This is a genomic window from Vulcanisaeta souniana JCM 11219 (assembly GCF_026000775.1).
GTDB lineage: Archaea > Thermoproteota > Thermoprotei > Thermoproteales > Thermocladiaceae > Vulcanisaeta > Vulcanisaeta souniana.
In genome coordinates, this window is the sequence record NZ_AP026830.1 from 2,083,608 (window position 1) to 2,109,411 (window position 25,804).

The 25,804-nt window shown below is 45.3% G+C and carries 30 protein-coding genes and 1 tRNA gene; 23 read left to right on the plus strand and 8 right to left on the minus strand.

The window, feature by feature from the left end; genetic code table 11:
- The first annotated feature begins 19 nt into the window (after positions 1-19).
- Positions 20-589: a stage II sporulation protein M gene (locus Vsou_RS11320; RefSeq protein WP_188603285.1), complete on the plus strand. Its 570-nt coding sequence runs from the start codon at positions 20-22 to the stop codon at positions 587-589.
- On the opposite strand, the gene Vsou_RS11325 is transcribed toward Vsou_RS11320, so the two are convergent.
- Positions 586-1,482, minus strand: coding sequence for a hypothetical protein (locus Vsou_RS11325; RefSeq protein ID WP_188603286.1), 897 nt, complete (start codon positions 1,480-1,482; stop codon positions 586-588). The genes Vsou_RS11320 and Vsou_RS11325 overlap by 4 nt on opposite strands.
- 94 nt (positions 1,483-1,576) lie before the next feature.
- Between Vsou_RS11325 and Vsou_RS11330 the strand changes: the two genes are divergently transcribed.
- Positions 1,577-1,789, plus strand: a complete 213-nt coding sequence (locus Vsou_RS11330; protein ID WP_054843794.1) for a zinc finger domain-containing protein — start codon at positions 1,577-1,579, stop codon at positions 1,787-1,789.
- A gap of 346 nt (positions 1,790-2,135) precedes the next feature.
- Here the strand turns inward: Vsou_RS11330 and Vsou_RS11335 are convergent, their stop codons facing one another.
- Positions 2,136-3,038 carry a hypothetical protein gene (locus Vsou_RS11335; protein WP_188603287.1) on the minus strand — a complete coding sequence of 301 codons (903 nt, stop codon included), beginning with the start codon at positions 3,036-3,038 and terminating at the stop codon, positions 2,136-2,138.
- A gap of 154 nt (positions 3,039-3,192) precedes the next feature.
- On the opposite strand from Vsou_RS11335, the gene Vsou_RS11340 reads away from it, so the two are divergent.
- The 7 genes from Vsou_RS11340 to Vsou_RS11370 all read left to right on the plus strand — a co-directional run bounded on the left by Vsou_RS11340 (position 3,193) and on the right by Vsou_RS11370 (position 8,837).
- Positions 3,193-3,531: a hypothetical protein gene (locus Vsou_RS11340; protein ID WP_188603288.1), complete on the plus strand. Its 339-nt coding sequence runs from the start codon at positions 3,193-3,195 to the stop codon at positions 3,529-3,531.
- Complete coding sequence (locus Vsou_RS11345; RefSeq protein WP_188603289.1) at positions 3,509-3,658, plus strand: hypothetical protein; 150 nt, start codon at positions 3,509-3,511, stop codon at positions 3,656-3,658. The genes Vsou_RS11340 and Vsou_RS11345 overlap by 23 nt, the downstream gene beginning before the upstream one ends.
- Positions 3,658-5,820, plus strand: coding sequence for a hypothetical protein (locus Vsou_RS11350; protein ID WP_188603290.1), 2,163 nt, complete (start codon positions 3,658-3,660; stop codon positions 5,818-5,820). Before Vsou_RS11345 ends, Vsou_RS11350 begins: the two co-directional genes overlap by 1 nt.
- A 157-nt stretch (positions 5,821-5,977) precedes the next feature.
- On the plus strand, positions 5,978-6,538 hold the full coding sequence (locus tag Vsou_RS11355; RefSeq protein WP_188603291.1) for a hypothetical protein: 561 nt from the start codon (positions 5,978-5,980) through the stop codon (positions 6,536-6,538).
- 55 nt (positions 6,539-6,593) lie between these two features.
- A complete protein-coding gene (locus Vsou_RS11360) occupies positions 6,594-6,938 on the plus strand; it encodes a hypothetical protein (protein WP_264890809.1) in 345 nt (114 codons plus the stop codon).
- Positions 6,935-7,090 (plus strand): hypothetical protein, encoded by a 156-nt coding sequence (locus Vsou_RS11365; RefSeq protein WP_188603293.1) that lies wholly within the window; start codon positions 6,935-6,937, stop codon positions 7,088-7,090. The genes Vsou_RS11360 and Vsou_RS11365 overlap by 4 nt, the downstream gene beginning before the upstream one ends.
- Positions 7,032-8,837, plus strand: a complete 1,806-nt coding sequence (locus Vsou_RS11370; RefSeq protein WP_188603294.1) for a DNA polymerase domain-containing protein — start codon at positions 7,032-7,034, stop codon at positions 8,835-8,837. Before Vsou_RS11365 ends, Vsou_RS11370 begins: the two co-directional genes overlap by 59 nt.
- Before the next feature lie 121 nt (positions 8,838-8,958).
- On the opposite strand, the gene Vsou_RS11375 is transcribed toward Vsou_RS11370, so the two are convergent.
- Positions 8,959-9,447, minus strand: coding sequence for a hypothetical protein (locus Vsou_RS11375; protein WP_264890731.1), 489 nt, complete (start codon positions 9,445-9,447; stop codon positions 8,959-8,961).
- 65 nt (positions 9,448-9,512) lie between these two features.
- Between Vsou_RS11375 and Vsou_RS11380 the strand changes: the two genes are divergently transcribed.
- Complete coding sequence (locus Vsou_RS11380) at positions 9,513-9,731, plus strand: hypothetical protein (protein ID WP_054843759.1); 219 nt, start codon at positions 9,513-9,515, stop codon at positions 9,729-9,731.
- Positions 9,732-9,810: 79 nt separating this feature from the next.
- A complete protein-coding gene (locus Vsou_RS11385) occupies positions 9,811-10,992 on the plus strand; it encodes a hypothetical protein (protein ID WP_188603296.1) in 1,182 nt (393 codons plus the stop codon).
- Positions 10,993-11,217: 225 nt separating this feature from the next.
- On the opposite strand, the gene Vsou_RS11390 is transcribed toward Vsou_RS11385, so the two are convergent.
- Positions 11,218-12,087: a thermopsin family protease gene (locus Vsou_RS11390; RefSeq protein WP_188603297.1), complete on the minus strand. Its 870-nt coding sequence runs from the start codon at positions 12,085-12,087 to the stop codon at positions 11,218-11,220.
- A gap of 226 nt (positions 12,088-12,313) precedes the next feature.
- Here Vsou_RS11390 and Vsou_RS11395 point away from each other — a divergent pair, with 226 nt between their 5' ends.
- From Vsou_RS11395 to Vsou_RS11420, 6 genes are all read left to right on the plus strand, one after another.
- A complete protein-coding gene (locus Vsou_RS11395; protein WP_188603298.1) occupies positions 12,314-12,595 on the plus strand; it encodes a hypothetical protein in 282 nt (93 codons plus the stop codon).
- A 737-nt stretch (positions 12,596-13,332) separates the two neighbouring features.
- Positions 13,333-14,187 (plus strand): hypothetical protein, encoded by an 855-nt coding sequence (locus Vsou_RS11400; RefSeq protein ID WP_188603299.1) that lies wholly within the window; start codon positions 13,333-13,335, stop codon positions 14,185-14,187.
- 5 nt (positions 14,188-14,192) lie between these two features.
- On the plus strand, positions 14,193-15,014 hold the full coding sequence (locus Vsou_RS11405; RefSeq protein ID WP_188603300.1) for a hypothetical protein: 822 nt from the start codon (positions 14,193-14,195) through the stop codon (positions 15,012-15,014).
- 552 nt (positions 15,015-15,566) lie between these two features.
- Positions 15,567-15,725, plus strand: coding sequence for a DUF7557 family protein (locus Vsou_RS11410; RefSeq protein WP_188603301.1), 159 nt, complete (start codon positions 15,567-15,569; stop codon positions 15,723-15,725).
- Between the two features lie 2 nt (positions 15,726-15,727).
- Positions 15,728-15,892, plus strand: a complete 165-nt coding sequence (locus tag Vsou_RS11415; protein WP_188603302.1) for a hypothetical protein — start codon at positions 15,728-15,730, stop codon at positions 15,890-15,892.
- Positions 15,893-16,020: 128 nt separating this feature from the next.
- Complete coding sequence (locus tag Vsou_RS11420) at positions 16,021-16,167, plus strand: hypothetical protein (RefSeq protein WP_188603303.1); 147 nt, start codon at positions 16,021-16,023, stop codon at positions 16,165-16,167.
- Here Vsou_RS11420 and Vsou_RS11425 read toward each other — a convergent pair.
- The 4 genes from Vsou_RS11425 to Vsou_RS11440 all read right to left on the minus strand — a co-directional run bounded on the left by Vsou_RS11425 (position 16,164) and on the right by Vsou_RS11440 (position 20,200).
- Positions 16,164-17,420, minus strand: a complete 1,257-nt coding sequence (locus tag Vsou_RS11425) for a site-specific integrase (protein ID WP_188603304.1) — start codon at positions 17,418-17,420, stop codon at positions 16,164-16,166. The two genes, Vsou_RS11420 and Vsou_RS11425, sit on opposite strands and share 4 nt — an antisense overlap.
- 118 nt (positions 17,421-17,538) lie before the next feature.
- Positions 17,539-17,617 (minus strand) — tRNA-Gly (locus tag Vsou_RS11430).
- 280 nt (positions 17,618-17,897) lie between these two features.
- Positions 17,898-19,280 (minus strand): response regulator, encoded by a 1,383-nt coding sequence (locus Vsou_RS11435; protein ID WP_188603305.1) that lies wholly within the window; start codon positions 19,278-19,280, stop codon positions 17,898-17,900.
- A 221-nt stretch (positions 19,281-19,501) separates the two neighbouring features.
- A complete protein-coding gene (locus tag Vsou_RS11440; protein ID WP_188603306.1) occupies positions 19,502-20,200 on the minus strand; it encodes a hypothetical protein in 699 nt (232 codons plus the stop codon).
- A gap of 113 nt (positions 20,201-20,313) precedes the next feature.
- Between Vsou_RS11440 and Vsou_RS11445 the strand changes: the two genes are divergently transcribed.
- The 6 genes from Vsou_RS11445 to Vsou_RS11470 all read left to right on the plus strand — a co-directional run bounded on the left by Vsou_RS11445 (position 20,314) and on the right by Vsou_RS11470 (position 25,804).
- The gene (locus tag Vsou_RS11445; RefSeq protein WP_188603307.1) at positions 20,314-20,598 is read left to right on the plus strand and encodes a hypothetical protein; all 285 of its coding nucleotides are present in this window, start codon (positions 20,314-20,316) and stop codon (positions 20,596-20,598) included.
- 32 nt (positions 20,599-20,630) lie between these two features.
- A complete protein-coding gene (locus tag Vsou_RS11450) occupies positions 20,631-21,422 on the plus strand; it encodes a hypothetical protein (protein WP_188603308.1) in 792 nt (263 codons plus the stop codon).
- Positions 21,423-21,496: 74 nt separating this feature from the next.
- Entirely contained in the window at positions 21,497-22,459 is a 963-nt protein-coding gene (locus Vsou_RS11455; protein ID WP_188603309.1) for a hypothetical protein, read from the plus strand.
- Between the two features lie 190 nt (positions 22,460-22,649).
- Entirely contained in the window at positions 22,650-23,075 is a 426-nt protein-coding gene (locus Vsou_RS11460; protein WP_188603310.1) for a hypothetical protein, read from the plus strand.
- A gap of 84 nt (positions 23,076-23,159) precedes the next feature.
- Positions 23,160-24,233, plus strand: coding sequence for a hypothetical protein (locus Vsou_RS11465; RefSeq protein ID WP_188603311.1), 1,074 nt, complete (start codon positions 23,160-23,162; stop codon positions 24,231-24,233).
- A 5-nt stretch (positions 24,234-24,238) separates the two neighbouring features.
- Entirely contained in the window at positions 24,239-25,804 is a 1,566-nt protein-coding gene (locus Vsou_RS11470) for an ATPase, T2SS/T4P/T4SS family (protein ID WP_188603312.1), read from the plus strand.

Consider the following 25,804-nt stretch of genomic DNA (forward strand, 5'->3'; position numbering starts at 1 on the left):
ATGATTGTAGTGATTGATCATGAGATTTGATCTAAGGAGGGTCATCATAGTATATGCAATTGAATTACTGGTACTTACGGTACTATCAATAATTGGTTTCTACATAGGTCCTCTATTCGTAAACGAATCTATGATCACATCGCTAGAAAACGAACTAAGGGGCGCCACAGGACTAGGACCGAATTATATATTCCTCCATAACCTCGTAATAGATACCCTAATGGCAATTCCGGTGGTTGGTCCATTCTTCTTCGTATTCACCCTTGCAACCACCGGGTTCGTATTGGGCGTTTTCGTTTCATATGCGCTCAATTCACCAATAGGTCTTGTACTATCATTACTTGTAACAATGTTTTTTCCGCATGGTATAATCGAGCTCTTCGCCTATGCTTTCTCCACATCCGGTTCATTACTATTCACAGGTGGAATCATTAATACCATACGAAGAAGAGGGTCGGTGAATAGGGATGGGGTTATTGCCTTCATTATTTATTACGTAATTTCAGTGATCCTCCTCTATATTGCTGCAAATGTTGAATATTTCGAAATAACAGCACTGAAGGGGATAATAAGTGGCATGTTTAGTTAGCCGTTCAGGTTTTGATACATGAAACTCTGTGTCATTAGGTTTTGTACAAATACTGGTAATTGAATGTTATTGGTAGTATCGTCATAAGCCCCACTCACTGAGTTATAACCTAGCATGAAGAGTATCGGCAGGTTTGGTAGGTTGGAGGGTACTTGGTAAGTTAGCGGTGTTGGTGTTAGGAATGGTTGTACGTAGTATCCATTGATAACAGAGACAATCATTGCCTGATACGCATTGCTGGAAACGTACGGTTCGTACTCACCCACGCATTCTGAGGCATTCACGTTAATACCCAACTCATTAAGCATTTCCTGTATTGTGGATATACTTGTTAGATTGGCTACATTGGTCGTATTGGCACCGATGAATGAACCAACTTTACTAAGGAATAGTAGTGCGTTGTCCATATTTGTTGAATTATGGTACAGGCAATAGGCCACTGAGGCCACATTTGCCTCAGCCAATACCAATGGTGATGAAGAACCAGTATAATTGAAGGAGAGTATGTTAAACGCTATTTCGTACTGAACTAATCCCTCTTCTGAGGTACTGAGTATATAGTTGGTATTGATTGCGGAGAAGTTTGTAGCTGGTGGCATAACAGGGTTATACAGGATCAGAACCTTAATTGGTGCTGTGTTTGATCCGTAAACCAGACTATAATTCCTGAAGACATTGTATATTCTTGATGCGCTAAGTAGTTGGAAGTATGGCGGCCACGCAATAACACTAGCCCCACTAGATGTACCAAGCGGGTATACTATTATTGGTGTTCCTGTGTGTAGTTTTGACGGTGGTGCAATGACCCTTGCTAGTATGAAGTACGTTAACACCGCAGCCAGCACCAGCACCAGTGCAAGTATTGCAATGCTTATTGCCTTGTTAATGTTCATCTCGGAATCATAGGTGCCTGGATTTATTAAGGATTACTCACGCATTAATGACGTTATAGAAATGTTTAAATTATTGGTAACTCCACGGTATGCAATGGCAATACCCAATGTTGAGAGACCAAAACCAGCACTTCATGGACCAACCGTGCCCGTATGCACTTCATGCGGTAAACCAATTAGACCATATGAAAGAGCCACGCACTTCCTATGCCCAAACTGTGGTAAGGCCGAGATATGGAGATGCGAGCACTGCAGGAGAATAGGAAACCCATACAAATGCCCAGTCTGCGGCTTTGAGGGGCCCTAGTCACATTAATACTTGCAATATTTACCGTTTATTCCCACTTCAATACTAATCTTAAGTAAAGCACTATTACTCATAATCTACCGTAATTCCCAACTACACAAAACATGAGCAATAGTACCCCTGTTATCCTCCAACATGACGACACTGAACCTAACAATGTATTTTGATCCAATATTCCCTTTTTCCAAGAAACCTCCAGGCAAGTACAGAATGGTGCGGCCGCCGGGATTCGAACTTACCCCGTACGCCCAATCGGACGCACGGCCGGGTTCTGCGGCTCGGCAGAACACAATTTCGTAACTTCACGAGCGTGCATTAACGCGGTATTCTGTAACAAATGTATCCATTAACGCAGTTCTTCAAGGTTGGGATTGAGTTGCGCATTACTGCTCTGTGAGTTCGTAACACAGGAATAGTCGTACTTATACAACATCTTATATAAACAGTCAAGTGTCCTCCTCATGAAACGCTTACTTTTAAAGACAAAATATTCTATGATCTCCTCCGTTAAATCACTAGTTATCCTAAGAGCCCACCAAAGCCACTTTAAATCAAGCTCTCCAAGCAATTTATCATCAATTGAGGATCTCCCAATCTCCTCAAGAGTATTCCTAACGAGTGAGTACACATAATTCTCCATGAACTCCCTCGAAAGCTTCCCCTTCTTTCTCAAGTGGTTAAAATAGTCAATTGTCCACTTATCATACTTACCCACTGCATCACCCATAAGCCACCATCCCCTATCCAAGTGGCTAATAATATATTTTATAAGGCCCTCATTAATACTACTCGTGAGGAAGTAAGTACGAACAATCCCTAGGATCATCCTCATTATGTCGATAGTTATGCCAGACTCAATAATGCTAATAATATCCTCTAAATAAGCAAGGGTACCAAACAAATCAGGGGGTAATTCTCCCCTAATTTTTAACTCATCAATTAAGTCCTTAAGCTTAGCCCTATATTCCCTATTCTCTAGGAGAGCCAGCAGGCCCGCAATGGTTGGCTCGCACTTTACCCTGTTCCTACCCTGCGAGCCCCTGCGGCACCTAATCCACTTTAAATCCTCACACAATTCCATCCTATCTAAGACCTTATCATACCTCGAAGTATTCACGCCGAGCTCCCTCCTAATGTCATCCAGCCTAATCGTTTCCCCCACGAGCCATGCCTTGAATATCCTATAAAGGACTTCGTAATGAAGTCTCCTTGTTTCTTCACTTAACTCATTGATGTTGCAATTAACCATGCAAAAACCCCAACTGTAGCAAATAAAGCAGAGTTTTATATATTTTTCTGCAACTATCTCTTTCATGAGATATTACATTTACAGAAATCTTTTGTAGAGATAAACAAACAAGAATATATATACCTCTGAGAAAACAGCGTTAATGTGAAGCTGAATGTGGGGTCAAAATGAAATTAAGGCCTTAGGCAAAGGAAGAGTTGGGAAGCGAGGAGCGCAGTATGTCCTGTATTTTGATAAGTATACAACTGAGCTTCTAAGGCCGTTTATTGGTAAGAAGGTTATCGTGTACATAATGATGAATAACAACGTGCCATATAGCGAGGGGATAAGCGTTGAGGGTAGACTCTCGTACGAAAGATCGTTTAGGCCACCGCGTGTCGCGGTTTTCTTGCCGAAGGCTTTGAACCCAACATTGATGACGCTGTACGATAGGGAATTGATCGTTATGATCACTGTACGGGGTGAAGATTATGGCAAAGAAAAAGCGTGGTGAGGGACGAACGAAACTTACCATTGAGGAATTATTGGAGTACGAAAAAAGGAGGGTCACGTGTGTTGCTACGGGTCATTGTGTCCACCCAATGCTTGACGTTGTACACATCATTCCGGGTGATCCCTGATGGAAACTAGAGTTTGTGAATTTAAGGTTAGTATTAAGGATATCGTGTTCATTATTAAGCGTAAAAAGTATGGTTGGTTCCTGACTGTTGATGGTGACAATGAATTTGCGTTAACGTTTAGGCGGGCTCGTGACGTCATAAGTAATAAACTACTTCAAAGGATACAGACCTACCTGAGGGATAGGGGTGTCGAGGCTTCAACTGAGGAGATCCTCGACAGTTTCGAGAGTCAGTTTGTGGATAAGGTGCTGTTGAGGAGAAGGCCAGTGCTTGTGCAGGCCGATGTTGACTTCGTGAAATTGCCACTATTTTACTCAACGAAGTCTGGTCTGGCCTTTGCATTGACGTACACTGCTTACAATGAGGATGACGAGATAACGTATAGGGGAAAGGTGCTGGTTAGTGATGGTGGTAACGTAACTGATTATGACCTAGCAGAGCTCGTTAAGGGCACGGTGATTAATGGCTACTTCGTCAAGGTTATTAGCCCGTACTTCGAGCCTGGTGATGAGTCGATAGACACTATTGAGTATGACGAGAAGACGTCCCAGAAGATACTCGAGTTGTTATCACTTTCGTCGGAGTCGATTGTTAGGTACGAGGATGTGATGAGGTGGTTAAACGAGATAAGCCTGAGTGGGGTTGATGCGTTGGAGTGGCTTAGGGCTGTGATCAATGCCATTGCAGAGACTGTAAGGAAATACGTGTGGAGTAACATTAAGTATAGGGACATTATAGCACTACTCCCTGTCCTGGGCATTATCGCACCTGTTGTGGATTACATCATCAGGGTTATCTTCTCCTCAAACCTACCTGGCTCGGGGAAGTCATATCACATATCGCTGATTTCGGCATTTATCCCATACACGTTTTTCCTTGAGGAAGCAACCCCAGCATCGGTCTCGAGGCTCCTCAGTGTTGCCCTGAACATCGCGATTGATGAGCCCAAGATAAATGAGGATTTGGTCAGGACGTTGATTGCATCGTTTAGGAAGGACGCTGTGAGGGTGATTGTCGATACGTCGAAGTCATCGATAATGAGCATACCACTCTCGGGCATCATCCAAATACCCGAGTTGGGCAATGCACTTGATGAGTACTCAATATCGAGCGCATTGAGGACCAGGTCACTTGTGATTTACGTCACGAGGGACAGGAGAATCGTCTATGTCAAGGACCCATACAAGGACATTAAGGAACGCGAGGTTGTTAAGTTCACAATCAATAATAAGGAATACTCACTCAGGGTTAGGGAGTTGTACCCACTCCTCGTGGCATTGTTCCTACTCACAGCGAGGAGACTTAGGGAGTTGTATGACGAGATTAATAATGAGTTATCGGCACTGGCCAGGGAAGGTAAGTTAACATTCGACGGCAGGACTGCCCAGGCTTATTCTCCGTTACTCGTCATTGCCAGGGTACTCAGTGAGCCATACTTCTCAAGTGTTTGGAAGTTCCTGGAGAACATGGGCAGTGGGTTAACACTGCCTGCCCTGGACCTACTCAAAGAGGTTGGCGAGTACGTACTGACCAAGCCAGGTGATTACGATGATTACGGTTACGTGTTTAGGGATGGTGATTACCCAATTATCCTCATGAGGCCATTAGGCCTGATACGCGCTGCATTAATCATGAAGTATGGCGAGGTGCCTCAGTACGTGATTCGTGAGAGGGTTGAGGAGGGCGAGAATGCTGTGCTGAGGGACATTGAGAGGTGGATCAGGACAAATCTACCAGAGGAGTTCTCGTCACCACGCAAACTAGGCGAGTTCCTGAGGAGGACACCAATACTCAGTGACCTCTTTATTGACGCAAAGGAGAAGGACAGTGCACGTGTGGTTGGTCACCTAATCATAACGAGGGAGTTCAGTAAAATCATTGATTACCTGCAAGTTGGGGAGACAAGCGAGGCCGAGAGGCTCGTGCAGGAAGTAAGGAGTAGGGTGTGTACCGAGTTAAAGGAATTGATTAATGAGGGTAAGGTATTACTGAACTGCAGTGAGTTAGAGAGGGGGTCTTTCTCCGGGGAGAATCGTGAAGTACTAACGAGTAGTACTCACGAAAGTACTGGCGATTCCACGGTTACGAAAGCCACGAGTGAGGGGGAAAGCCCGTCAGTACTTCCAACAGTACTTCTAGTACCCCCAACAGTACTACCGTAGTACAAACTGTCAGTACTTCACGAGACTCCCCAGAGGGAGAGACCCCCCTAGAGTTTAGAGTAGTGCTTACACGTGATGAGCTAATAAGGAGACTTAGGGAGTTGGCTTCACGTTCAGTTTCCCAGGAATTGAACGGTGACGAGAAGAGGGGCGGCCAGTGATGCTGGACTTAGTGACTCAATTTCTTGATTCACTGACCTGGGGATATAGAAGGTACAATTACTGGGCTGGCAATACCTGGCTCACTGGTAAACTCCCAATCAATAGGGATGACGCGATTAAGCTAGTCAGGGGTGGTGAGGTCATTGGTGTTTGGCAGTGCTTTGGTTATGACGTTAGTGAGCCATGCATACTGAGGGACATACTGGTCTTCGAGGCTGACGTGAGTGAGTGCGAGGGTAGGGAGAGCCTGGATTGCGTGCTGAATTGGGCTAGGTCAAACATGGATGTACTAAGGCCCGTGCTTAGTTACGGGCCCGTGCTTTATTGGAATGGTGGTAAGTCCCTGTACATAATCATCTACTTCACTAACCCAGTACCCGCTGATTATGTTCTTAGGGACGAGTGGGTTGAATTCTCGAAGGCAATTGGGTTCGACATGCAGGAAACCCAGGCTAGGCACGCGATTCGTGTCCTGGGCACGAGGCACCACAGGACTAATAAAATAGGTACACTACTCGACACCAACCTAAAACCAATTAATACCTTTAATAATTAATAGAGTAAACCCATTCCTATTCCTGGCGCCGAAGAGGCAGGAGAGGCAGGTTGGCATTGCTAGGGTTCCCAGGGACAGCAATGAGGGTGATAAAGGCAGGCAACTTCCTGCCTGGGTTCAGCAGTTGATTAATTACCTGAGGGAGACTGGTGAGTTGTGTCACTACGGTAGGCTCGCGATTGCCGAGTGGATGCTCTTCAAGGGGTACAGCGAGGACGAGATCCTCGAGGTGTTTAGTCACGCGCACAATTTCAAGCCAGACAGGACTAGGTACCACATTAGGTACGCGTACGAGCACTGGATTGCCCAGGGCAGGAAGCTCATCTCCTGCAAAACCGTGAGGGAGAAATGCAATGGCCACAACATCCCAGAGTTGAGGTGTTGGGGTGACCCACAGTGATGTTTTACGTGACCGAGAACATATTCGTGAGGGATGGTGAAGTCACGAGGTTCTTCCCTTACATGTACGTCATTGGCGAGGAGGCCCAGGGTGTTGGCGATCGACGTCGAGGTCAGGGGTGGCAAACCAATCTATGGCTATACGCTTGGTGATGACGTGAACATAACTAGTGATGTTAGGGATATTGCGGGTGTTGACTTCGACATTGCCGTGACTTACAATGGTTGGTCATTCGACGTTAAGTACCTACCCATGTACAGGAATAGTAGGTACGCACTGTACACGGATGACGGTGTTAAACCGTTGATGGACCTGTACGTGTTTGTTGAGTCAGGGTTCAAGTCGAGCCTGGGCATCCAGGAAGAGGCTAGTAAGTTGTACGACGTAGCGATACAACTAGGCATACACAGGTCACTGGGTATTGGCGAGGCGGAGTTACTGAGGCTTAAGTCCCTGCAGTCGAGGGTTGACCAACTCACCACGAGTGAGTTAACAACGTACCTAGGCCTCGACGTATTAATAACGCATCAACTAGCCATGAGGTGGCTACCAGTGCTCCAGGCATTGGGCGCAATCACTGGCAGTAACCCAATGGTGATTAACCAAGTAGCCGAATCAGCAAGCCCTGGGCACCTGGCTGAGGCTCTCATTCACAAATACTTACAATTCAACGGAATTATACTCCAGGATAGGAGACGCGAAATGGATTACGAGGCTGGCGATAAGACTAGGGCTAGGAGCTACGGATTGTTCAGGAATGTTGGTGAGTACGACTTCAGTGCTATGTACCCGAGCCTCTACACGCAGGATAATGTTGATCCGATCAACATTAGGGAATGCCAGAGTGGATTCCCAGTGAGGACTACGAAGGGTACAAAGAGGGTTTGCTTCGAGCCTGGTGGCCTCGTTCACAAAGTCCTATCCAGCCTGTACAGGGCTAGGAAGGTGACTAAGGCTTTGAAGGCTACCTACGGCGATGCCCCTGACCAGGCTGTTAAGATTTTGGTTAATTCGGCATACGGTGTGTTTGGTAAGAGTGGTATTGGCATGGTCAATGAGTGGGTGGCTGCCTACATAGCCCAGAAGACCCAGGCAATATTTGATGACCTGTGGCAGAGGTACCAGCCGATTTACGGAGACACAGACTCGATGTATATCCAACTCGATGGTAGGGACGCAGACAAACTGCTCATGGAGATCAATGACTACCTGCACAGGGCCTATGGACCACTCATGGAAATGAAGCTCGAGGAGGTCTGGGACGTTGTGTATATACCACGTAGCAAGGCAGGTGGTGCTGCGGAGAAGACCTACATCAAGATGAGAGGCGATGAGTTGGTCATTAAGGGTGGCGCGTTGAAGCCACGTGACCTGCCCAGGGGCTTGAGGTACGGGGCATACAGGGACTGGGTCAGGGCATTACTACTCGGTGACGCAAGGCTCGACGATTTGATTAGCAAGTTCATTAGTGGTGCAAGCCTTGAGGACCTCTTCATTGAGTACAGCATTAGCTTTAGGGACCTGCTCTATACTCACGAGGGCTCGCAAATAAGGACGATCGATAGGAGTAGGTTCCCCGCACTTGCATACTTGGCAGTGGCAAGCGGTAGGGAGGCCCTCATTGACCTGAGGGCTAGGACAATCAACGCAAAACCAATCGACCTGGACGCCTTCGTTGACGTGCTCTACCTACCAATTGAGACGCAGGGCGAGACTAAGGCATTCGCCTTCCTAATCAACAACGAGCCAGTCATCGCAAGGGTGAGCATTCAATTCGACCAGAAGCAGGGCAAGATACTGACTAAGGTCGCGAACCTAGTCAGGGCAAGCAGGGAGGACATTGAGAAGTTGAGCATAAAGGCAATAAGGGAGTCTGGACTATTTAGTCACATTGCTTAACCGTATGATTACCTCCATGGGGTTATCTAGCTAGCTGGCTATTTGGATATCTAGCTGGCTAAATGGTGCCGATGTTTTTGGTGGTGTTGGTTAGGGGTTTGTGCCGACTTGATTAATGTCGTCATTGCTTATCTAGCCTGTCTATGTAGACGTGAACGTTGCCAAACTCATCCCTCGTAACCCTAACCCTAACACCCTCATTAACCATTATGGGCCTCCTCGGCAACTCACTCATCCACTCTATAACGTACCTCATGAACTTGCCCAGCCTCTCCCTAGGTATTGCATGTAGTACCGTGAATCCATGCCATATGAATCCACCGCCAATTACCCTACCATTATCTTGAATGTACCCAAGCTCCTCATCACTCAACTCAACCCAATCATTTGCCTCTGGATCGTAAATGTACACCCTCAGGTCCGGAATACCACTCGTATCCACTATAGTCTTCGTCCTAACAACACCATACCTACCAGCCCCGGCAATGCCGGGGCTTGGTTTGTTGGTTGTTGCGTCACTCTTCATGACTATAATTGTTTTCCTAACTTGTTTTAAGTAATTATTGCCTGTTTGGTTTGCGGTGACTTGCTTCGTCGCTAGCTTAGGCATAGTTATTTGATAACCCTCGTGGCGTCAGGCTTATAAGTAATTGAATTGTATTTAATACAACCCCAATGGGTTGGGAGTCGCCGAGGAGGTGGCTCGCCCTCGCCACCACCCTAACAATACTAACACCACTCTTTGTACCACTGTTATTCTTCGCCATCACCGCATGGATAGCCTACTACAGGACACGAAGGCTGGCTAGGGCATGCAAAGACCCTGAGGAGGCAAGGCGAATGGGCATCCTACGGCTTTGCATGAGGTACTACTACAAGGATCGCGACCCATGAGACTGTGGGTGGTGGCGAGGACCTCAAAACCCAACGTGAAAGCCTAATTAGTCAGTTTATTAAATTGAAAGTGACCAGTATGAGGCTTGAAAGCCTAGGCAGGGTAATGGGAGTAATAACCATGGCACTGGTAATAGCCACGCTACTGATTGCCAACCACGCAATGGCAATGCTCTACTGGCGCTTTGGCGGTGGTGTACCACACGTGGTGACCAGCAGCGGCAGTACGATAGGCACTGGCACCATAGTCTACCAGCAAAACCCAGGAGGCTATGTAGGACACGGCACAGGCTCCTACCAGTCGAGCACCACCACGGTCACGATACCAGTGAATACGCAGGTGGTCACAAAGACCGAGACCACGACGTATGTCGTGTCAACGACAATAACCACCACCTACTACCCAATCATCACATACACAATCCAATACCTCATGACATGGATGACGCCAAAGGGCATGTGCCAGAATGGGCTTTGTGGCTTAAACCCAAGCCTACTAATACCAACAATGCCCTTCATGGGACATGGAAGCAATGGCAATGAATGGGGTCACTACATCTACATCCCAGCGGTCACGGCAGTCTTCAACTACACGGGCTTTGGATTACAAGTGACTATGAAGCTAGTCCCACAAATCACTGGCTGGACAAGCAAGACCAGCACTAGCACTAGCACTAGGACATTCACCACCACAAGCCAGAGTGTACAGCAAATCACGCAGTACATACGACAGACAGTCACGGGCATCCAGCCGACAGTCAACGCCCAATTCATAAGCTACAATGGCGGAGGCAGTGGCACGAATACTCGTCCTAATCCAGGCACTGTGAAGTACCCAGTGTACAACACCGCACTGAGCCTAACCACAAGCGCCACAAAGGCACTACTCTTCACGGGCGCCACAATACTCGACGCTGATGGCGACTTGATGAGCATCGTTGGCAATGCCCTCACCAGCGCCGGTAACTGGCTGAAGGGCACTGGCAACCCAATCGGGCAGGCGATTGGCAGTGCCCTCGCCTGGGCTGGGAGTGGACTCTCATGGCTAGGTAATACACTAGCCACAGACGCGAAGCTCATTGGCAATTACGCCCAGGCATACGGCACGACAGCCAATTGGCAGTCGGTGCAGGTACAGCCTGGGCAGGGCGTGAACATTGGCTCCACGTACAGTATTACCTACAATGGTGCTGGTAACCCACTATTTAGCGGTCCATTCAATGTCTACCCAGCGCCATCGCCAGTGAACCTGGGGTGGTGAGGGTGTAAGCCCCTCAAAACCAAGATTCAAAATTCTTTTTCATTCTTCTTTCTCCCTTCTCCCTCCCCATCTTACTTTTTGATCCTCATAATCCCCAGGCTGTGAATGGGATGTGGTGGACCGGCTGACGCGTGATGATACACCGGCACCGAGGGGGCCAGCCCACCCCGCCAAGCCAATTCACCACACACTGGCTTTTAATCCTTACTCTGGAGAAACACGCCCTCACGGTGTGAAGCCTGGCGCCGGCACTGGTGGTGTTTGGTTAATGGGCTGTGGCCATGAGACCACAGCAATGCCGTTGCTCCAATAGAGCCATGCGTTACTAACGTACTCCGCGGTTCCGCCACCCACCCCAATGCTTGGGGCTGGGAGCCACGTGGTTCCATTCCAGTAATACAGGGCTAGGACCACATTGGCACTGGTGAGGTTTATGGAGTATTGGTTTGCGCCTGGACCGCCAATCACTATGTTGGTCATTGGCACCCCATTATTACCAGTGATTATGGTCACATTACCCACTGGGTAACTGTAGTACCAGTTAACATTGACGCCGTCTAGGCTGTAGCCGAAGTATGCAGTGCCACTCTTGATGGCGATCACGAGCCAGGCGCAGGTGGCTCCGTAGTACGGGATGCCGTAGGCGCTTGCCAGGTTTGTGTTGCAGACAATCCCATTACCCTCTGTGGTGCACGTGCCAGGCACCCAAACATTCACACCGAAGCCTGTGAAGCCCGAGGGTTGCATAGCCCACACGTCCTGTATCCAGTAGCCATTACTCAATTGGGCATTGAGTTGTATTGAGTAGGATTGTGGTTGTATATTGTTTATGCAGTAGTAGCCGGCTAGGGCTGTGGTTGGTGGTCCAGTGTAGCCTAGGCCCACTGGGTTGTTTGTGATTTCCTCTAGGCCACTCGTGGGTTGTTGTGGTGGTTGGGATTGTGGCTGTGGGGTTTGGTTTTGTTGGCCTTGGATTTCGTGGATTAGGTTCACTATCACGGGCCAGTCCGTGACTAGGACTATTACCACTGACCCAATTATGAATATGAGGAATAGGGTGAGGATTGCCAAGCCAATTACCTTGAGCACCCTCATCCACACCACCCAAGCCTCCAGTTAATACCCAGGGCTTTAAATAACTATCAAGCCCCAAGCCCGAAGGCCAGCCAGTCAGCCAGCCTACCAACCACCCAGCCAGCTAACGCAATAAGCACGGGGCATGCCTAAGGTACCACTGCCTAGGCTCCTCATGCCCTGGTATTGATAAAACTTCTTGGGCTTGGTGGGTGGGTTTTAAATCGGCTCATTATGGATTATGGCGATGCCCATTTGGGTTTACCACCTCGATGAGTTTAGGTTGGTCAGTGATTATGACTTCAATTACACGATTAATGAGTTAATAGGCATCGCAGTAAGCAAGGCCGAGGAGCTAGGCATGAAGCCAGTCGCGGTATGCCGCCTAGAGATTGGTGATGACACAGTGATAGAGGTGAGGGGTGAGGACGGGCAAGCAATGAAGTTGATTAAAGCAAAGGACTCAATTGAAGCATTGAGGAGGTTCTACGAGAACGAAAGGGGGTTGACCTGTTTCTCAGTTAGTTAAGTTGCGTAGTGCCTTTTCGTGAGATTCTGTGATAACACCATTTTTTGTTAATGTCCTGCCGGTCTCTTACCAGACCTCAGTATGAATTCTTTGCCCGTGTTTGGGTCTCTGTAGTGGTTGAATGTGCCGCCACAATAACATCAACATCCTTATTAACGCCGTAGTAATCCCTAACGATATCGCTCATGCGCCTAACAAATTCGGAGGCAAGTACCTTAAGGACCCCCTTCCGGCAGCCGCCCCTTCAACCGCGGGGCTTATCCGAAAGTTTCTGCGTGCATTACGTAAACGGGTTAAAAGACCACAAAATCGAGAATGATACAAGCGTAGAATCGAGAATGAGGCCCACGCTCGTGCCATTAAATGGCTGGTTTCCTAATTATGCCTCTACAGTTTCCGATAAACCGTAAAGTTCATATTAAATGCTATTAAGTAAACCCATTGGGCAAACCCTCCTCTAGTAACTCCCTCCTGGACTCCTCAACCCCGTCATCAATAATTACCCTAGCAGCCATAATGCTTAGTTCATGGTCTTAAACGAGACCTTTACTAGATTCGTAATACATTAGTCTAATGTGTGGCTTTTATGTTAATATCCTTAATCGTTAGATATCACGTCAAGCCTAAGAAATGCATATGGATGAATATTCATAAACCGTAAAACTCCGCTCAATTCCGCTCGAATCACTTTCTCCGAACACCCAAAGTAAAAAAATCCCGTGAAATAAAAGATTCTGATGGTTATGGGTCCAAGAATAAAGTGGTTGGTGGTGGCTATGGTGGTTGTTGCTGCAGTTGCCTCCCTGCTCATCAAGGCCTTATTCTTCCCCGCACATCCGAACTTTGTCGCTACCATGCCCACCTATTATGGCCGAGTCGCCTGTAATGATGGTTATGACTTAGTTATTCCAGGCAATACGACAATAGTCCTCATTTACCACGTCCACGGCAACCTAACAATCAACTACGCATCCCTCGAAATCGACTTCCCACTGAGTATCATAAACAAGACACTCTCAGCATTATCCAGCGTCAACCCCGGCAATGCCATGTGGTTTGGAGTTTACCTAAATGGTAGGTTGATTGCCGTTGGTAACTACACAAACCCCGTGGATGCCTTACTCTACGCCGTAAGTCAGCCATACCCATATGTCTACTACAACACGACAGTGAATAGGTACGAGACGATTCCCAATAGGACAATGACCTTCTGGCAATTCATGAAGGCCGAGAACATCTCGGTATTCCACACGGCAATCATTGCCAGATTACCCACGGCGATTAACGTTAGACCTGGCGATACCATAGCCCTCATACTCTACTCCGCAGTCCCTTACGCATTGCCGGTCTGCAGCATTACGAGCGAGGCCGAGGAGGTGCAGTTAATGGCTAGGTATGGCTGGGTTGGTAAGCCTGGCACGCCATTAACGGCCCAACAATTGATTGAGGCTGGTCAGTACATAACCGAGGTACCCACGATATACCTAATGAGCAAGCCACCAACTGCCGGAAGCCAGGAGGCAATAAGCATAAGCGGCGTAAAGCCATACATGAACAACACAGCACCAATATACGCATTAGCATACTGGTGATAAGCATGATGGCGAGAAAATCAAAGATAATCACTATACTCACTCTAACGTTTATAATGATGCTAACGATGGTAGTAACGTCCACTAAAGTAGCCATGGCATGCACATCACCAGTTGGTGGATGTAATTATGAGTTTACGACAAATGGTGTGACGCCAAGCTATGTCGGTGTTCAATCAGAAATAACCAACACAATGACTGTGGAGTCCTACACCTCGTCATCAACGAATTGGCTATCGTTACAGTATAACCCAGACGTGAGTCTCGTTCTTCAGAGCAATCCATTTGGAGGAAATTGGATCCAAGCAGTAATTGCGTACTATGTGGTAACGAATCCGCCAGGTGGGCCGCTTAGTACTGTATATGCATATTTTGTATTACAAGTGTGGAATTTATGGCTTGGATTAGATGCAACCCTTAATTCAGCATGCAGTGTTAATTATGTTATTAACAACGGTAATCCCATACCGTGGCCCCTTATCCCCGGAGGCTGGCAAGCCATTACGTACTACGTTGGTAGTAATGGTGAAGTATCTTCGGTTTATGAAGGATTATACGTACCTGGTTATGGATCATGGGGCATTTCTATTTCTATCTCATCATCTTGTACAAATCATTGGTTTAGGTCTAATGTTGTTTGGGCTGGCGCTAATGGTGGTTCTGTGACTTTTTACTCTGGTGGTTCTGGCGTGTTTTATTACTGCTCTAATGTGGATCTATACCAAGGACCGTTGGCTGATAACACGGCTGAGAGCTCAAACGTGATCTACACCCAAATGTACAACCAAGGAACAACATGCAGCATGTACCAGGACTTCCAAACATAGTCTGATTATATGATTAAAGCCTAATTTCAAAACCGCCCCATTTCTTCCCTTCTAACTCCTTTTGCATTAGTTTGTTTGTGTTTTCCGTGTCTCTCTGTCTGTGTTATGTCTTGGATTGAGCATGGATTGTGTACGGGTCTTTGGTCTCCTAATGCACTTATTAATCACGATCCTCCACGCACCATGCTAATATGCCATGCCCTTTAAGACCTCACCATCAACAATACAATTAAATACCGAGCCCGAACCTAGCATGAGAGAATAACCCAAGTAAAACCCACGAAGAGTAAGGTGCAGGGCAGGATAAGGGAGTTACAATACTTCTTAGCAGTCTAGGATCCTTACGTATATTGGCTTTATCCTCATTCTAAGTTCGCGGGCCTTCTCCGTGATTGCCTTTATTACGAATCGTATTGCGGGCTTTCTGGATCTCCTTCTTCCTATTAGGATCTCGATTATTGGTTTAGCGTCCGTGAACCAAATGACATTAAATGAGGCAAGTCTCGCCTTTCGGGGTTATGTTTTTAGGTTACTTCTTGCTACTTCTGTAGTATGCCTGTTACTGAGCCGATTAGGGTTAGTAGGGATACTAAGGAGGAGTTGAGGAAGTTGAAGATACACCCCAGGGAGACTTACGACGACGTGATTAGGAGGTTGATTGAGGTTTACGGAATCCAAACAGGGGCAGGGTACCGGTCGTTAAGACGCTGAGGATGTGGCTAACGCCAGGCGACGGGTATAGGGTTAGGGATGGTTACGTTGAGTTGACTGGTGGTTTTAGGCTCAGGGTAGTTGGCTGGGATAGGAGGTATGACCAATATGAGAGTGGGGAGGCCAGCCTGATTATGCCAAGGATTAAATCACGTAACTTGTCTTGAAACGCCGTCTCACGCACTGACTGCATTAACTAAATTCTGCAAGTTGATGCTTAAATATTAATTAATCATTATCAGTACCATATTATGCCTCAGGGTCTTAGGTTCTGCCCTAGGTGCAGGAGTGTCTTATGCCCTATCGTGGTTATGAGGAGGCTGTTACTGGCTCCACCATGATTAAGTACTCATCAATACAAAACTCCTTAACAGGAAAGCCATTAAGAACAAGACACAGCAAGACCAATAAAACAAATAACCTCACTAACAAAGCATACTAACATAACAAGCACGGTGCGTGCCTTAGGTACCATTGGCGTAGCTCCTCATGCCTTGGGCTCCAGTAATGCTCGATGAGGACTCGGTACTCAGTGGGTGGTGCCCTGCCCTGCAGGGTATTCACAATTGACTCTGGTACGCCTCTTGAAATCATCCAGGTTGCGAAGAACTTCCTAAGCTCATAAAGCTCAAACTCCCTACCCAGGACATGCCTAGCCGAGTCCTTAATCTCACGCCTTAGCCTACCTTGGTCGAAGGGTAGGAATCTCTGTTTTAGGTTGTCCACGTAGTTCCTGGACCACTCTGCCGCTTCCATCCCCTTCACGATCATGCTTAGGAACCTATCCCTGTAGGGCAGGTATTGGTTTTTAATGAAGTCGATGGTTTCGGGTCTCAGGAAGGCTATGAATGACCTCTTGGTCTCCTCAACCTTACCAATCCTGAGCATCCCATGTTCCAAGTCAATATCATCCATACTTACTAAGAAGGGCTCTGAGGGTCTAAGGCCTGTCTCCGCGAGGATCAAGAAGTAGGTTTTTGTCTCGATTGACTCAATCCTTTGTAGTATTTGCTTGAGCTCCTCAATCGTGGGTAATTTAACCTTGCCGTGATTCTTCGGTTTAATAGTTCTAAAGCTGTTGTATAGTATTGCAAACAGCCCTGGGTCCTTGGCTTGCAATGTGTTCTTGATGAATGATTTCAAGCTCACCGTTATGTGCCTAACAACGTGTGGCGACTCCTCCTCAATAATACTTGCCAGGTAATCACGAATGCCTTCAGGGCTGAGCACCCAATTCATTTCTGATAGGGCACGCTGGATGTAGTGGAGTCTGTCACGTAGAGTCTTCTCTTTAATGCCCTTAAGCCTCATTGCCTTGATGTAGGCGTCAATGTCCTCCTTAGTTACGACCCACTGCCTGCCAACGCTCCTAATGTACTCGCCGAGGTACCTATCGAGGTATGAGAGGAGGAGTTCGCGGAAGGCTGGGTCAGCCCTCGCCCTAACAACCACCTTAATAATATCATTGACTGTGGCAGGCTCAAGCTCTGGCAACTCACCAAGCAGTTTAGCAAGCTCATCAGACGATAAGTAAGCCATAGCCCTACAAAGCAAATCCTCAGTAACCCTACGCTTACCACTCCTAATCATGCTGATTAAGTTAAGCGTGACGCCAAGGTCACGAGCCCTAACATTCTTATTCTCCATAATATAGTTAATGATTTTAACCCTAACATCATTCGAAATCCTGCTCAAATCGTAAAGCTCGCAATCAACAATATCTGTAATAGGTGTTACAGAGGATGTATTTAAGGGTTCTGTAACAAGAAGTGCATCGAATTGTAACACGATGACGGAGGAATTGAATGATTTTTGGTGCGGCCGCCGGGATTCGAACCCGGGTTCTGCGGCTCGGAAGGCCGCCATCCTAGACCAGGCTAGACTACGGCCGCGATTTGAGTTACCCTGTTTTAGGTTTTAAGCTTTTCATTATTGTGTTTTAATTCAAGAAATTCATTAATAATAATTATTATATTTCTTAATATAATTTTTATTAAAAGATATATAATTATTTAGTTATTAAATATTAATAATATTATTAATCTCTATTTTGGGAAACTTTATCTTACTATCGTAATGTTTTGTATAACTGTACGGAATAATGAGCTAGGAAGTGTTATGCCATTATACTTCGAAAATGAGAGCAGTCCCTATGGTGTGGGGTAGTTGGTCTTACTCGTCCTTAAGGTGTGGATTTTGCGCTTCAAAGAATTCGCTTATTAATTTGCAGGCATTGTCTTGGTCGTTCTTAGCCACCATTTTTATGAGATCCCATATTTTTCTACTTGCTACTTCGTTATTAATTATTACGTTTACTAAATCTCTAAGTTCGTCACTGCTTAATTTCTTTTCTATCTCCCATAACAGCTCATCCTTACCTATATGTCTTGCAAGCATTTCTAGTGCGTCATATAATAATTCCAAGTCATTGTTCTTCAATGCCTTAATTATTCTTTTATATATTGGGCATAATTCTTCTGGGCATTCGACGTCACCAACCCTTAACCTATACGTCCTAGGTTTGTATTCCTTCATGTACTCAGTATTTGTTTCATCTATGGTAATTATTGCCTTAGAGGCATCATGCTCATTATGCATCCCCTCGATTAACGTCACGGCCTCTTCGACATTATTATCCCTAATGGCCCTAATGACCCTGCTCACTAGGCTTTTGCCGGCTTCAGGGCTTAGTTCTTTGAGTTTTTTGGATAGACTAGCCAGGGTACGTTGCGTTAGCTTGTCTAGATCCCCTAGATCATTCAGCGATGCATTGATGCGCTTGGCTATTTGTATTATGTATATCCTCTTGGAAATATCTAACTGATTCTTTGTTGTTGCTTTCGGTATCGTATTATTGATTGCGCTTGCATCGTTAATTCCATAATTAGTAAAGTCATCCTGTGACACTCCATTCTTAACTATGTTTCTTAGTTCATTTATGAAGTCATCGTTTAGTACAGCTATGATGTATCTATGGGCGTTTCTTTCGCTCATGCCCAGGATATCTGCAAGTTCCTTAACTATTACCATAATTCCCTCATACTTTCTTAGTCCCTCTATTACAGTCTCAGCTTTGTCCCGGTCTTTCTCCGCAACCTTAAGTACATAATTTTTAATCAATTCCTTAGCAAACTGTAGCTTAACATCCTTCAGGACCCTGTTCTTGTAGGCTACGCATATTGTGGCGGCTATAGCCATTGCTACATACCTATCCTCCTTATCAAATTTACCAAGATCCCAAACCTCAGTCCAGACCCTATCAAGTACGTAATTCATATTTCCTGATAATGCTGATAATGCGTTGTATATACACACATCAGCAATCAGATAATTGGCATTATCTAGGTGTAACACGAGCATTGGTTGGAGAAGTTTACCGCCAATCCTAGCCAACTCCTCAATATGGCCCTCAATGATTGCCCTTTCCGTCTCGCCATGTGGACATGCGCATGGATGCCAATTAGGTATGGTAAAATACTTCATTAAATCCCTGAGTCTCATTTCGTATTTCTCCCTTACGATGCCGAGCTTGATGATTAGATCCTTGACTTCCATTAACCTCTTTATTTTGACTATTAATGCTTTTATAAGGCTAGCTTTAGTGATGCTCATGAATTATTTTTAATAACTTGAGAGATTAATTATATAGTTATTGACAAATCTTCTAAATATTACTATGGTGTAGAATCATAGTACATATGCTAATTACGATGACATCCATGCATTAATGTCATCATTAAGTTAGAGGTAATTCATGAATCGCGACTATGGCATCATCAGAGGCCGTATAGTGTATCTATAATTTTAATGAGTTCCTCCTTACCTAATTCCCTGAGTATATCTTCGACAGTATTTCTATCCGAGTTCTCAAGTAGTACTGCAGTTATGGCGAGCTCTATGAGCGTTCTTCTGTAAAGATGCCTTCTCCTGAATCTCGTTACCCTGCTGATGTCAATGTATTTATTAAGAACGTCATTAACGTTAATGACATTCTCTAGATCCCATTCCCTAAGAACCCTGTTTATCTGTACACTAATTAACGAACCAAAGACTTCGTTAAACGTGTTCTCAATAAGTCTCCTGAGGCCAGGATTATACTTAATGCAACCTGGATCCAGAACGCACTCAAGGACTTCATATGGTGTCGGTCTCTTTACAGGCCATTTACCCCTTAGTGACATGGCAAGCGCCACTACTTGTCTCTCATTGTACGGTATGCCAGCCTTATCGAGAATTATCTTGAACTCGGTTACCCAATTCCTGACAATGTCTTCAAGATCCCTAATACCCTCCACGGGCATAAATGCTCTCTTTATTGCCATAATATGCCTAAAAGTTTCACTTGAGTTGTTCCTTATGATGGTATTATTATAGTATTTTGGTAGGGCTGGGTAGTACTCAGTGCCTTCATAAATTATGTCTGTCACCTCGCCGTTCTCAGTAATCACCTCGCCGTTATCATTTACAAACCTCATTATGTATTAAAAGTGTGGCTGTAATTACATAAACTTTTTCACTATATAGCCTATAATTTTTTGTTTCAATTTCACCTAAGAGCCCTTATAAATGCAGCAACAGCAACTAAATAATGGCATCAAGAGGGATATCGGCACTATTAATTGCAATAATAATGGCATTAACAATAATAGCCATAGTGGGGCTAGTTACAATAAGCATGCCGCTTCTAAAATCTAATGCAGACAAGACGCAGTGGGCCGGCTCAATGGGAGCATACAAACCACCGAGTCCAATAAACTCCAGCAATGCTGTTGGGTTTCCCCAGACTGATGGTTACTGTCTATATTACAGCAGCAATGGTATGACGTATGTTTCATGCCCATCAACACCAATTAACCAAACAACTACTCCCTGACACTCTTTTAAATAATGCATTACTAGCTAATGATGGCCTTTGATGAAATACTAACAGGTACCATGGGCTTTGTATTAGCGATGGTAATTGCATCATTGGTGCTCGGCAGTGGGCTCTATGGTTACTACGTCTATGTACATAAACAAGTCCTCGAGAATTACCTATGGCCTGTGGCTGACGTTGTGCCCTATAACAACGGTTATTACATGGGTATTGTGAATACGGGTCATGAGCCCTTCATTATTAAGGAAATATTCTTGGCCAATGGTGAAATTATCAATGTGAGTAGCAGTGCGCTCGATCAGAACCAATGGTGGTTCTACCAAACAAGTCAATTACCAACCGCGGCACTTGTGTGCTCGGCGATAGATCCAAGCGTGTGCACAATAACCAGTGCTAATGGTTGGGTGACTGATGATGCAGGTGCTGGGAGCTCAATTAGGATCGTTGTGAATGATCCATACAATGCCACTTGGGTAATTACATGGAACTACCTGAGTTTTACGAATTTGGGGGGTTGGTACTTGATCACAGGACCCGTGTATCAATACTACATAATAAGCGGGACTGGTTCATCCACGGTTTATCTAAATCCTCCATATACACCAATACAAATAAACATGAGGGCATCGTTAGCCAGTGATCCAGATGGTTATGCATGTCAAGTGCAGCCATACTATATAAGTAATACGTACAGTGCAGGTAGTGCTATAAATATCAATGTTAATTGCACCCAGGTAAACGAGACATGCTTCTCAATACCAGTATTATTTGGTGACTTCCCACCTCCGCCACCAATATGTTTCCCACCCTTACCTCCTTAATCATCAAAATTTACCTAATTAAACAAATACCATGTACTAGTTACCTTATTAGGGTCTTTTCAGGAATACTCTCAATGGGATGGTTGGGCGAGTGGTGGTACTACACAGAGACAGCAACCAAGGTTTTAATCATAATATTAATTGCGTTGCTGGTGATAATAGTGACTAGCCCTCACCTTAGGCCTTTACGGCCTATTGCCAAGGCCCTAGGTCTTATTGAAACTAAGGAGGTTTATAGGATCATGAACAATACTACCTATGTAACCAAGTACATAAACCAAGCGATCCCTATTTACATAAATAGGGCGATCTTCATACCTATGAATAACGTGAGCTCTGGCGATACTTGGTGGAACTACACGGGTTACCTAATGGGAACTGGGTGGTGCTGGGGCAGGTTGCTGGTGCTGCCGAATAACACAGCGTGGTTCATAACCACGTGGATAACACCCGAGTGGTTGCTGCAGGAAATGGGTTTGTCCACCTGTGGTGCTGGGTGCTATAATTTCTCAATGCCATATGGGACAGAACACCTACGTGCGGTTTACTTACCCATATACCTGCCAATAAATGGAACGATAAATCTCCTAGCAATATATGGAATGTCCTATACTGCGGTCAGCAATGTAACGGTTAACTACCCATTTCCTGGATTCACGGTGGTTGTGATAGGAGATGTTACTGGGCAAGGCCCTATCCCGGTGGTCCATGTCGTCAGTATGAGCAATAATGACGTGATAGTTAGTGGACTGGCGTCTAACGTTACGCTTGCATTAAACACCACATACTATGGTTACTTGGTTCCCATTAACTCATTTAATGGTTCTCTCTCGGTATTGTACATAGTGCCCTGCAGGCTTGACACAATTTACATTACTAATCCGCAAGCCTCTCTTAATATTACGGTGCCATTTAGTACATACGTAGCCTCGGTGCATAACTATGTGTATTACGGCAAGTTAAGCCCAGAACCAGCGATCTATAGGGAGACCTTTGGTTGGTGGGTTTGGCGTACAGGAATTAGCAGTGGGTCTTAATACGAAATTGTAATTGGTAAGGGTGTATTTACGTGGATAAAAGCTCAAAGTGGCTTCTGTAATATGAATTTAAAAGTTCATAGGACCCGTACTGGGTAATTACGAAGCAGAGTAACTAGTCTGGGGAAGTTCATGGGACTTTACGTTTAATTTCCCCTTAAAAATAAATTCAATACTAATTTTGACCAATATGGGTAGGTCGACTAGGGGTGAGTTCAATCTGCTATGGATAGTGGTAACCGTGGTAGGTATAACAATGGCAATAGTAATACTATACCTAGTGTATGGCGGCGCAATGAGGTCTTTAGGAATGACTAATTTCCTCAGTGGGCAAGCAACTACCACAGGTGATCAATTAATTATTAACCTGAAAACCACGGGGGTTGGTACAATAACCATAGATAGTGTTACGTTATATGCAGGAAATAGTGCTGTAACGTCAGGATGCTCACTGAGCTCAGTAACACTTAATGGAAACTCGATATCTACTACATTGCCATGGAGTCTCAAGCCTGGCGATACATTATCTCTCATTTACACGGGCTCCAACTGCACAAATGTTACATATGTTGATGTGTCCACAAGCACGGGCTCGCAATCAATACAGGTAACGTAATGATCCACTGCATTAAGAACCAATAAAAATTCATTTATTTTTTGTTTATCATCTCCCTTTTAAAGTAATTACATGCTTACTTCGATGAATCTTAAAGAAAGTGTCTCGGATCTAGTATTCATAATTAGAGTGCCTATTGAGGGAGTTGAATTTGCCGTTAATGAATCAGCCAAGTTAAGCAAGGCATGGGCTAAGATAGCCACTATACTTAATTCCCTTGGTAATCCATGGATGCTTCCCAGGAATTACAGACGCGAATTAGTGGCCTTAGCTAGTACCTACTTCTCAGCAGGTTCTGACCCCGGCATAACCTTCCTAGCCCTAATGAATAAATACACATCCTTACTTAATCAGCAGATTGACTTTCAAACCCAAGCCCTAGTGGCAATAACGGTATTGAGCATTATGATTGGTATCCTATCCTTTCTGATAATACTGGGTGTTCCATCAATTGTGGGTGTTCTCGGGATTGCCCTAGTACCTGTAATACATTATTTTCAGGTTGAGATTACAAAGTATGATTACAAGAAGCCCAGCATTGCTGGGGCGATCACTGGCACGGTTGGTTACGCAATAAGTTATCTGTCGCACTTGGGCATTGAGAGAACGGTTATAGTGACGTTACTCGGGTTTGGAGTTGGCTTTGCCGTGTTCTATGTACCGCAACTTCTTAGGTTTGCCAGGGATTATGCTGGTCTGGGTTCGAGGGTCCTGAGGTCCTTTGGTGAGTTACTTAGTTCACCAAGTCCGGAATCTCCAAGGCCCATAACAATTATTGAGAAGGAGTTAATGCCGCTATGGGATTATGCCTACTCGGTGGGTGTTCGCGATTTCGTTGAGAGAATAGTAATGGTGGTCAGCGCATTCATTGACTATGTTAAGCGATCAATAATGACAGGTTTAATTTACGGTCCATTCATAACAATTGGTTATGCATTTATGCTATTTACGGTATACGTGCTTGCATCACTGAATGCAGGTACAGCCCTCATTAACGTCCCAATGCCCATTACATTCAACATAAGTAACTTATCAACTGCACTAGTGGTGTTGGCAGTATCCACAGCCATACTCACAGGCAAGGCCATGCACTCAGTGGGTCTCGGCATAGTCCTGATGCCAATATTCCTGGCGCCATTAATACCTTTGGTCTGGTGATCAATATGCATGTATCCAGGCCTAAGGTTATTGGTGAGGAGTTGGTTAAGCATTACGTTGTTGAGGTCGATGGTATTAAGACAGATATTGAGGTGTATAGGGTTGTTGATCCTCAATATGGTGTTCACGACTATATAGCCTACGTTATTGACAACGTCCCGGATTGGGCAATCGCATTGCCGATTGAAAGAATGGTTGAGTTAATCGGTTCAGGGATGGAACTTAGGAAGGCAGTGATCAGGGCACTCAGGGAAATCAAGATCAAGGCTGACCAAGATAGTGTTACCCTAGTTGCTAATTTATTTTTACGATGGAATAATCACTACGGCCCACTCACGTCGGTCCTCATGATGGATGATGTGACGGATATTTACATAAATAAGGAGGGAAATAAGTTTGGCTTGGGCGGTATATACTTAGATCACTCAGAACTTGGTCTTGTCAAGGTCCTCATTGGCTGGGAACCATATGAAGTTAAGAGGGGCAGGAAAGTCGTTAGAACCATTAGGTTTGACTTTAACAACTTCGTGAACTACGTAATGAGGAGGGCTAGCCGTAGAGCAGGAACACCAATCACTGCCTACAACCCGGTGGCGTCTGTGGTTGATTCCGAGTTCGGCGTGAGGATTAGTGTTGAGTCTGAGCCTGTGAGTATGGGCTCCATAAGCATTAGGGTACTACCCAGGAGACCATGGACACTCCCTGAAATGGTAAACAGGGGCATGGTTAACATTGAGGATGCAACAAAACTTTGGCTCCTTGCTGAGCATAAGGTCCCAGTACTCATCATTGGCCCCATGGGCGCCGGTAAGACCAGTCTGCAGAATGCGATTGTTTATATGCTTGTGAATAGACCCATGGCCATAATAATGGATGTGGCCGAGCTCTTCCTACCATACCATAAGGTTGTTAAGCCCATGTTCGAGAGAGTTTCCTATGCCCATGGTATAAGGAGTATTGATAAGGCCGAACTAATTAAGCAAGCCCTTAGAAGTGGTGTGGACATAATAGTCCTCAATGAGGCAAGGTCTAGGGATGAATTTAGAGCCCTTGCAGAGGCAATAACACTTGGACACGGGGCCCTAACAACATTCCATGCAGATAATATTAAGGCAGCTGAGGTTAGGCTCGAAAATCTTGGTTTAGAGGCCAGGGATCTCCTGAATATTGCAGTCGTTGTTGAGGTGGGTCTGTCTAAGCAATCTAGGTATAACCAAACAACCAATGTGTATGAGCTAATTACGCATAGGTCCGTGAAGGCGATCTACAACTTCAATGAGTATCTGCAAATCCTGAGTAAGACATATGGTGAGGAGTACGTGACTAAGCAATTGCAATACAGGAGATCCTTCTTAGCAAAGGCAGTGAGCTCGGGGCTGAATTACGAGCAATTAGCCAGTTTGTTATATGCCTTCTATAAGGACCCGGAGAAGTTCATTAAGGATGTCGAGGGCAATTCCACTGCTGCAAATGAAACGGAGCCAGCTGCATCGAATAATCAGGAAATTCCGGAGGACGTGCTTAAGCTGGATGAGGAATTCACAAATCCTTTTAAGCATGAAATACAATAA

Coding starts and splice junctions, on each gene's coding strand:
- Vsou_RS11345 (WP_188603289.1), top strand. CDS start 3,509: ATGGCAAAGAAAAAGCGTGGTGAGGGACGAACGAAACTTACCATTGAG.
- Vsou_RS11445 (WP_188603307.1), top strand. CDS start 20,314: ATGGCATCAAGAGGGATATCGGCACTATTAATTGCAATAATAATGGCA.
- Vsou_RS11470 (WP_188603312.1), top strand. CDS start 24,239: ATGCATGTATCCAGGCCTAAGGTTATTGGTGAGGAGTTGGTTAAGCAT.
- Vsou_RS11460 (WP_188603310.1), top strand. CDS start 22,650: ATGGGTAGGTCGACTAGGGGTGAGTTCAATCTGCTATGGATAGTGGTA.
- Vsou_RS11440 (WP_188603306.1), bottom strand. CDS start 20,200: ATGAGGTTTGTAAATGATAACGGCGAGGTGATTACTGAGAACGGCGAG.
- Vsou_RS11410 (WP_188603301.1), top strand. CDS start 15,567: ATGCCTGTTACTGAGCCGATTAGGGTTAGTAGGGATACTAAGGAGGAG.
- Vsou_RS11455 (WP_188603309.1), top strand. CDS start 21,497: ATGGGATGGTTGGGCGAGTGGTGGTACTACACAGAGACAGCAACCAAG.
- Vsou_RS11405 (WP_188603300.1), top strand. CDS start 14,193: ATGATGGCGAGAAAATCAAAGATAATCACTATACTCACTCTAACGTTT.
- Vsou_RS11450 (WP_188603308.1), top strand. CDS start 20,631: ATGGCCTTTGATGAAATACTAACAGGTACCATGGGCTTTGTATTAGCG.
- Vsou_RS11415 (WP_188603302.1), top strand. CDS start 15,728: ATGTGGCTAACGCCAGGCGACGGGTATAGGGTTAGGGATGGTTACGTT.
- Vsou_RS11395 (WP_188603298.1), top strand. CDS start 12,314: ATGCCCATTTGGGTTTACCACCTCGATGAGTTTAGGTTGGTCAGTGAT.
- Vsou_RS11385 (WP_188603296.1), top strand. CDS start 9,811: ATGAGGCTTGAAAGCCTAGGCAGGGTAATGGGAGTAATAACCATGGCA.
- Vsou_RS11400 (WP_188603299.1), top strand. CDS start 13,333: ATGGTTATGGGTCCAAGAATAAAGTGGTTGGTGGTGGCTATGGTGGTT.
- Vsou_RS11350 (WP_188603290.1), top strand. CDS start 3,658: ATGGAAACTAGAGTTTGTGAATTTAAGGTTAGTATTAAGGATATCGTG.
- Vsou_RS11380 (WP_054843759.1), top strand. CDS start 9,513: ATGGGTTGGGAGTCGCCGAGGAGGTGGCTCGCCCTCGCCACCACCCTA.
- Vsou_RS11325 (WP_188603286.1), bottom strand. CDS start 1,482: ATGAACATTAACAAGGCAATAAGCATTGCAATACTTGCACTGGTGCTG.
- Vsou_RS11335 (WP_188603287.1), bottom strand. CDS start 3,038: ATGGTTAATTGCAACATCAATGAGTTAAGTGAAGAAACAAGGAGACTT.
- Vsou_RS11435 (WP_188603305.1), bottom strand. CDS start 19,280: ATGGAAGTCAAGGATCTAATCATCAAGCTCGGCATCGTAAGGGAGAAA.
- Vsou_RS11340 (WP_188603288.1), top strand. CDS start 3,193: ATGTGGGGTCAAAATGAAATTAAGGCCTTAGGCAAAGGAAGAGTTGGG.
- Vsou_RS11375 (WP_264890731.1), bottom strand. CDS start 9,447: ATGCCTAAGCTAGCGACGAAGCAAGTCACCGCAAACCAAACAGGCAAT.
- Vsou_RS11320 (WP_188603285.1), top strand. CDS start 20: ATGAGATTTGATCTAAGGAGGGTCATCATAGTATATGCAATTGAATTA.
- Vsou_RS11420 (WP_188603303.1), top strand. CDS start 16,021: ATGCCCTATCGTGGTTATGAGGAGGCTGTTACTGGCTCCACCATGATT.
- Vsou_RS11465 (WP_188603311.1), top strand. CDS start 23,160: ATGAATCTTAAAGAAAGTGTCTCGGATCTAGTATTCATAATTAGAGTG.
- Vsou_RS11390 (WP_188603297.1), bottom strand. CDS start 12,087: ATGAGGGTGCTCAAGGTAATTGGCTTGGCAATCCTCACCCTATTCCTC.
- Vsou_RS11330 (WP_054843794.1), top strand. CDS start 1,577: ATGGCAATACCCAATGTTGAGAGACCAAAACCAGCACTTCATGGACCA.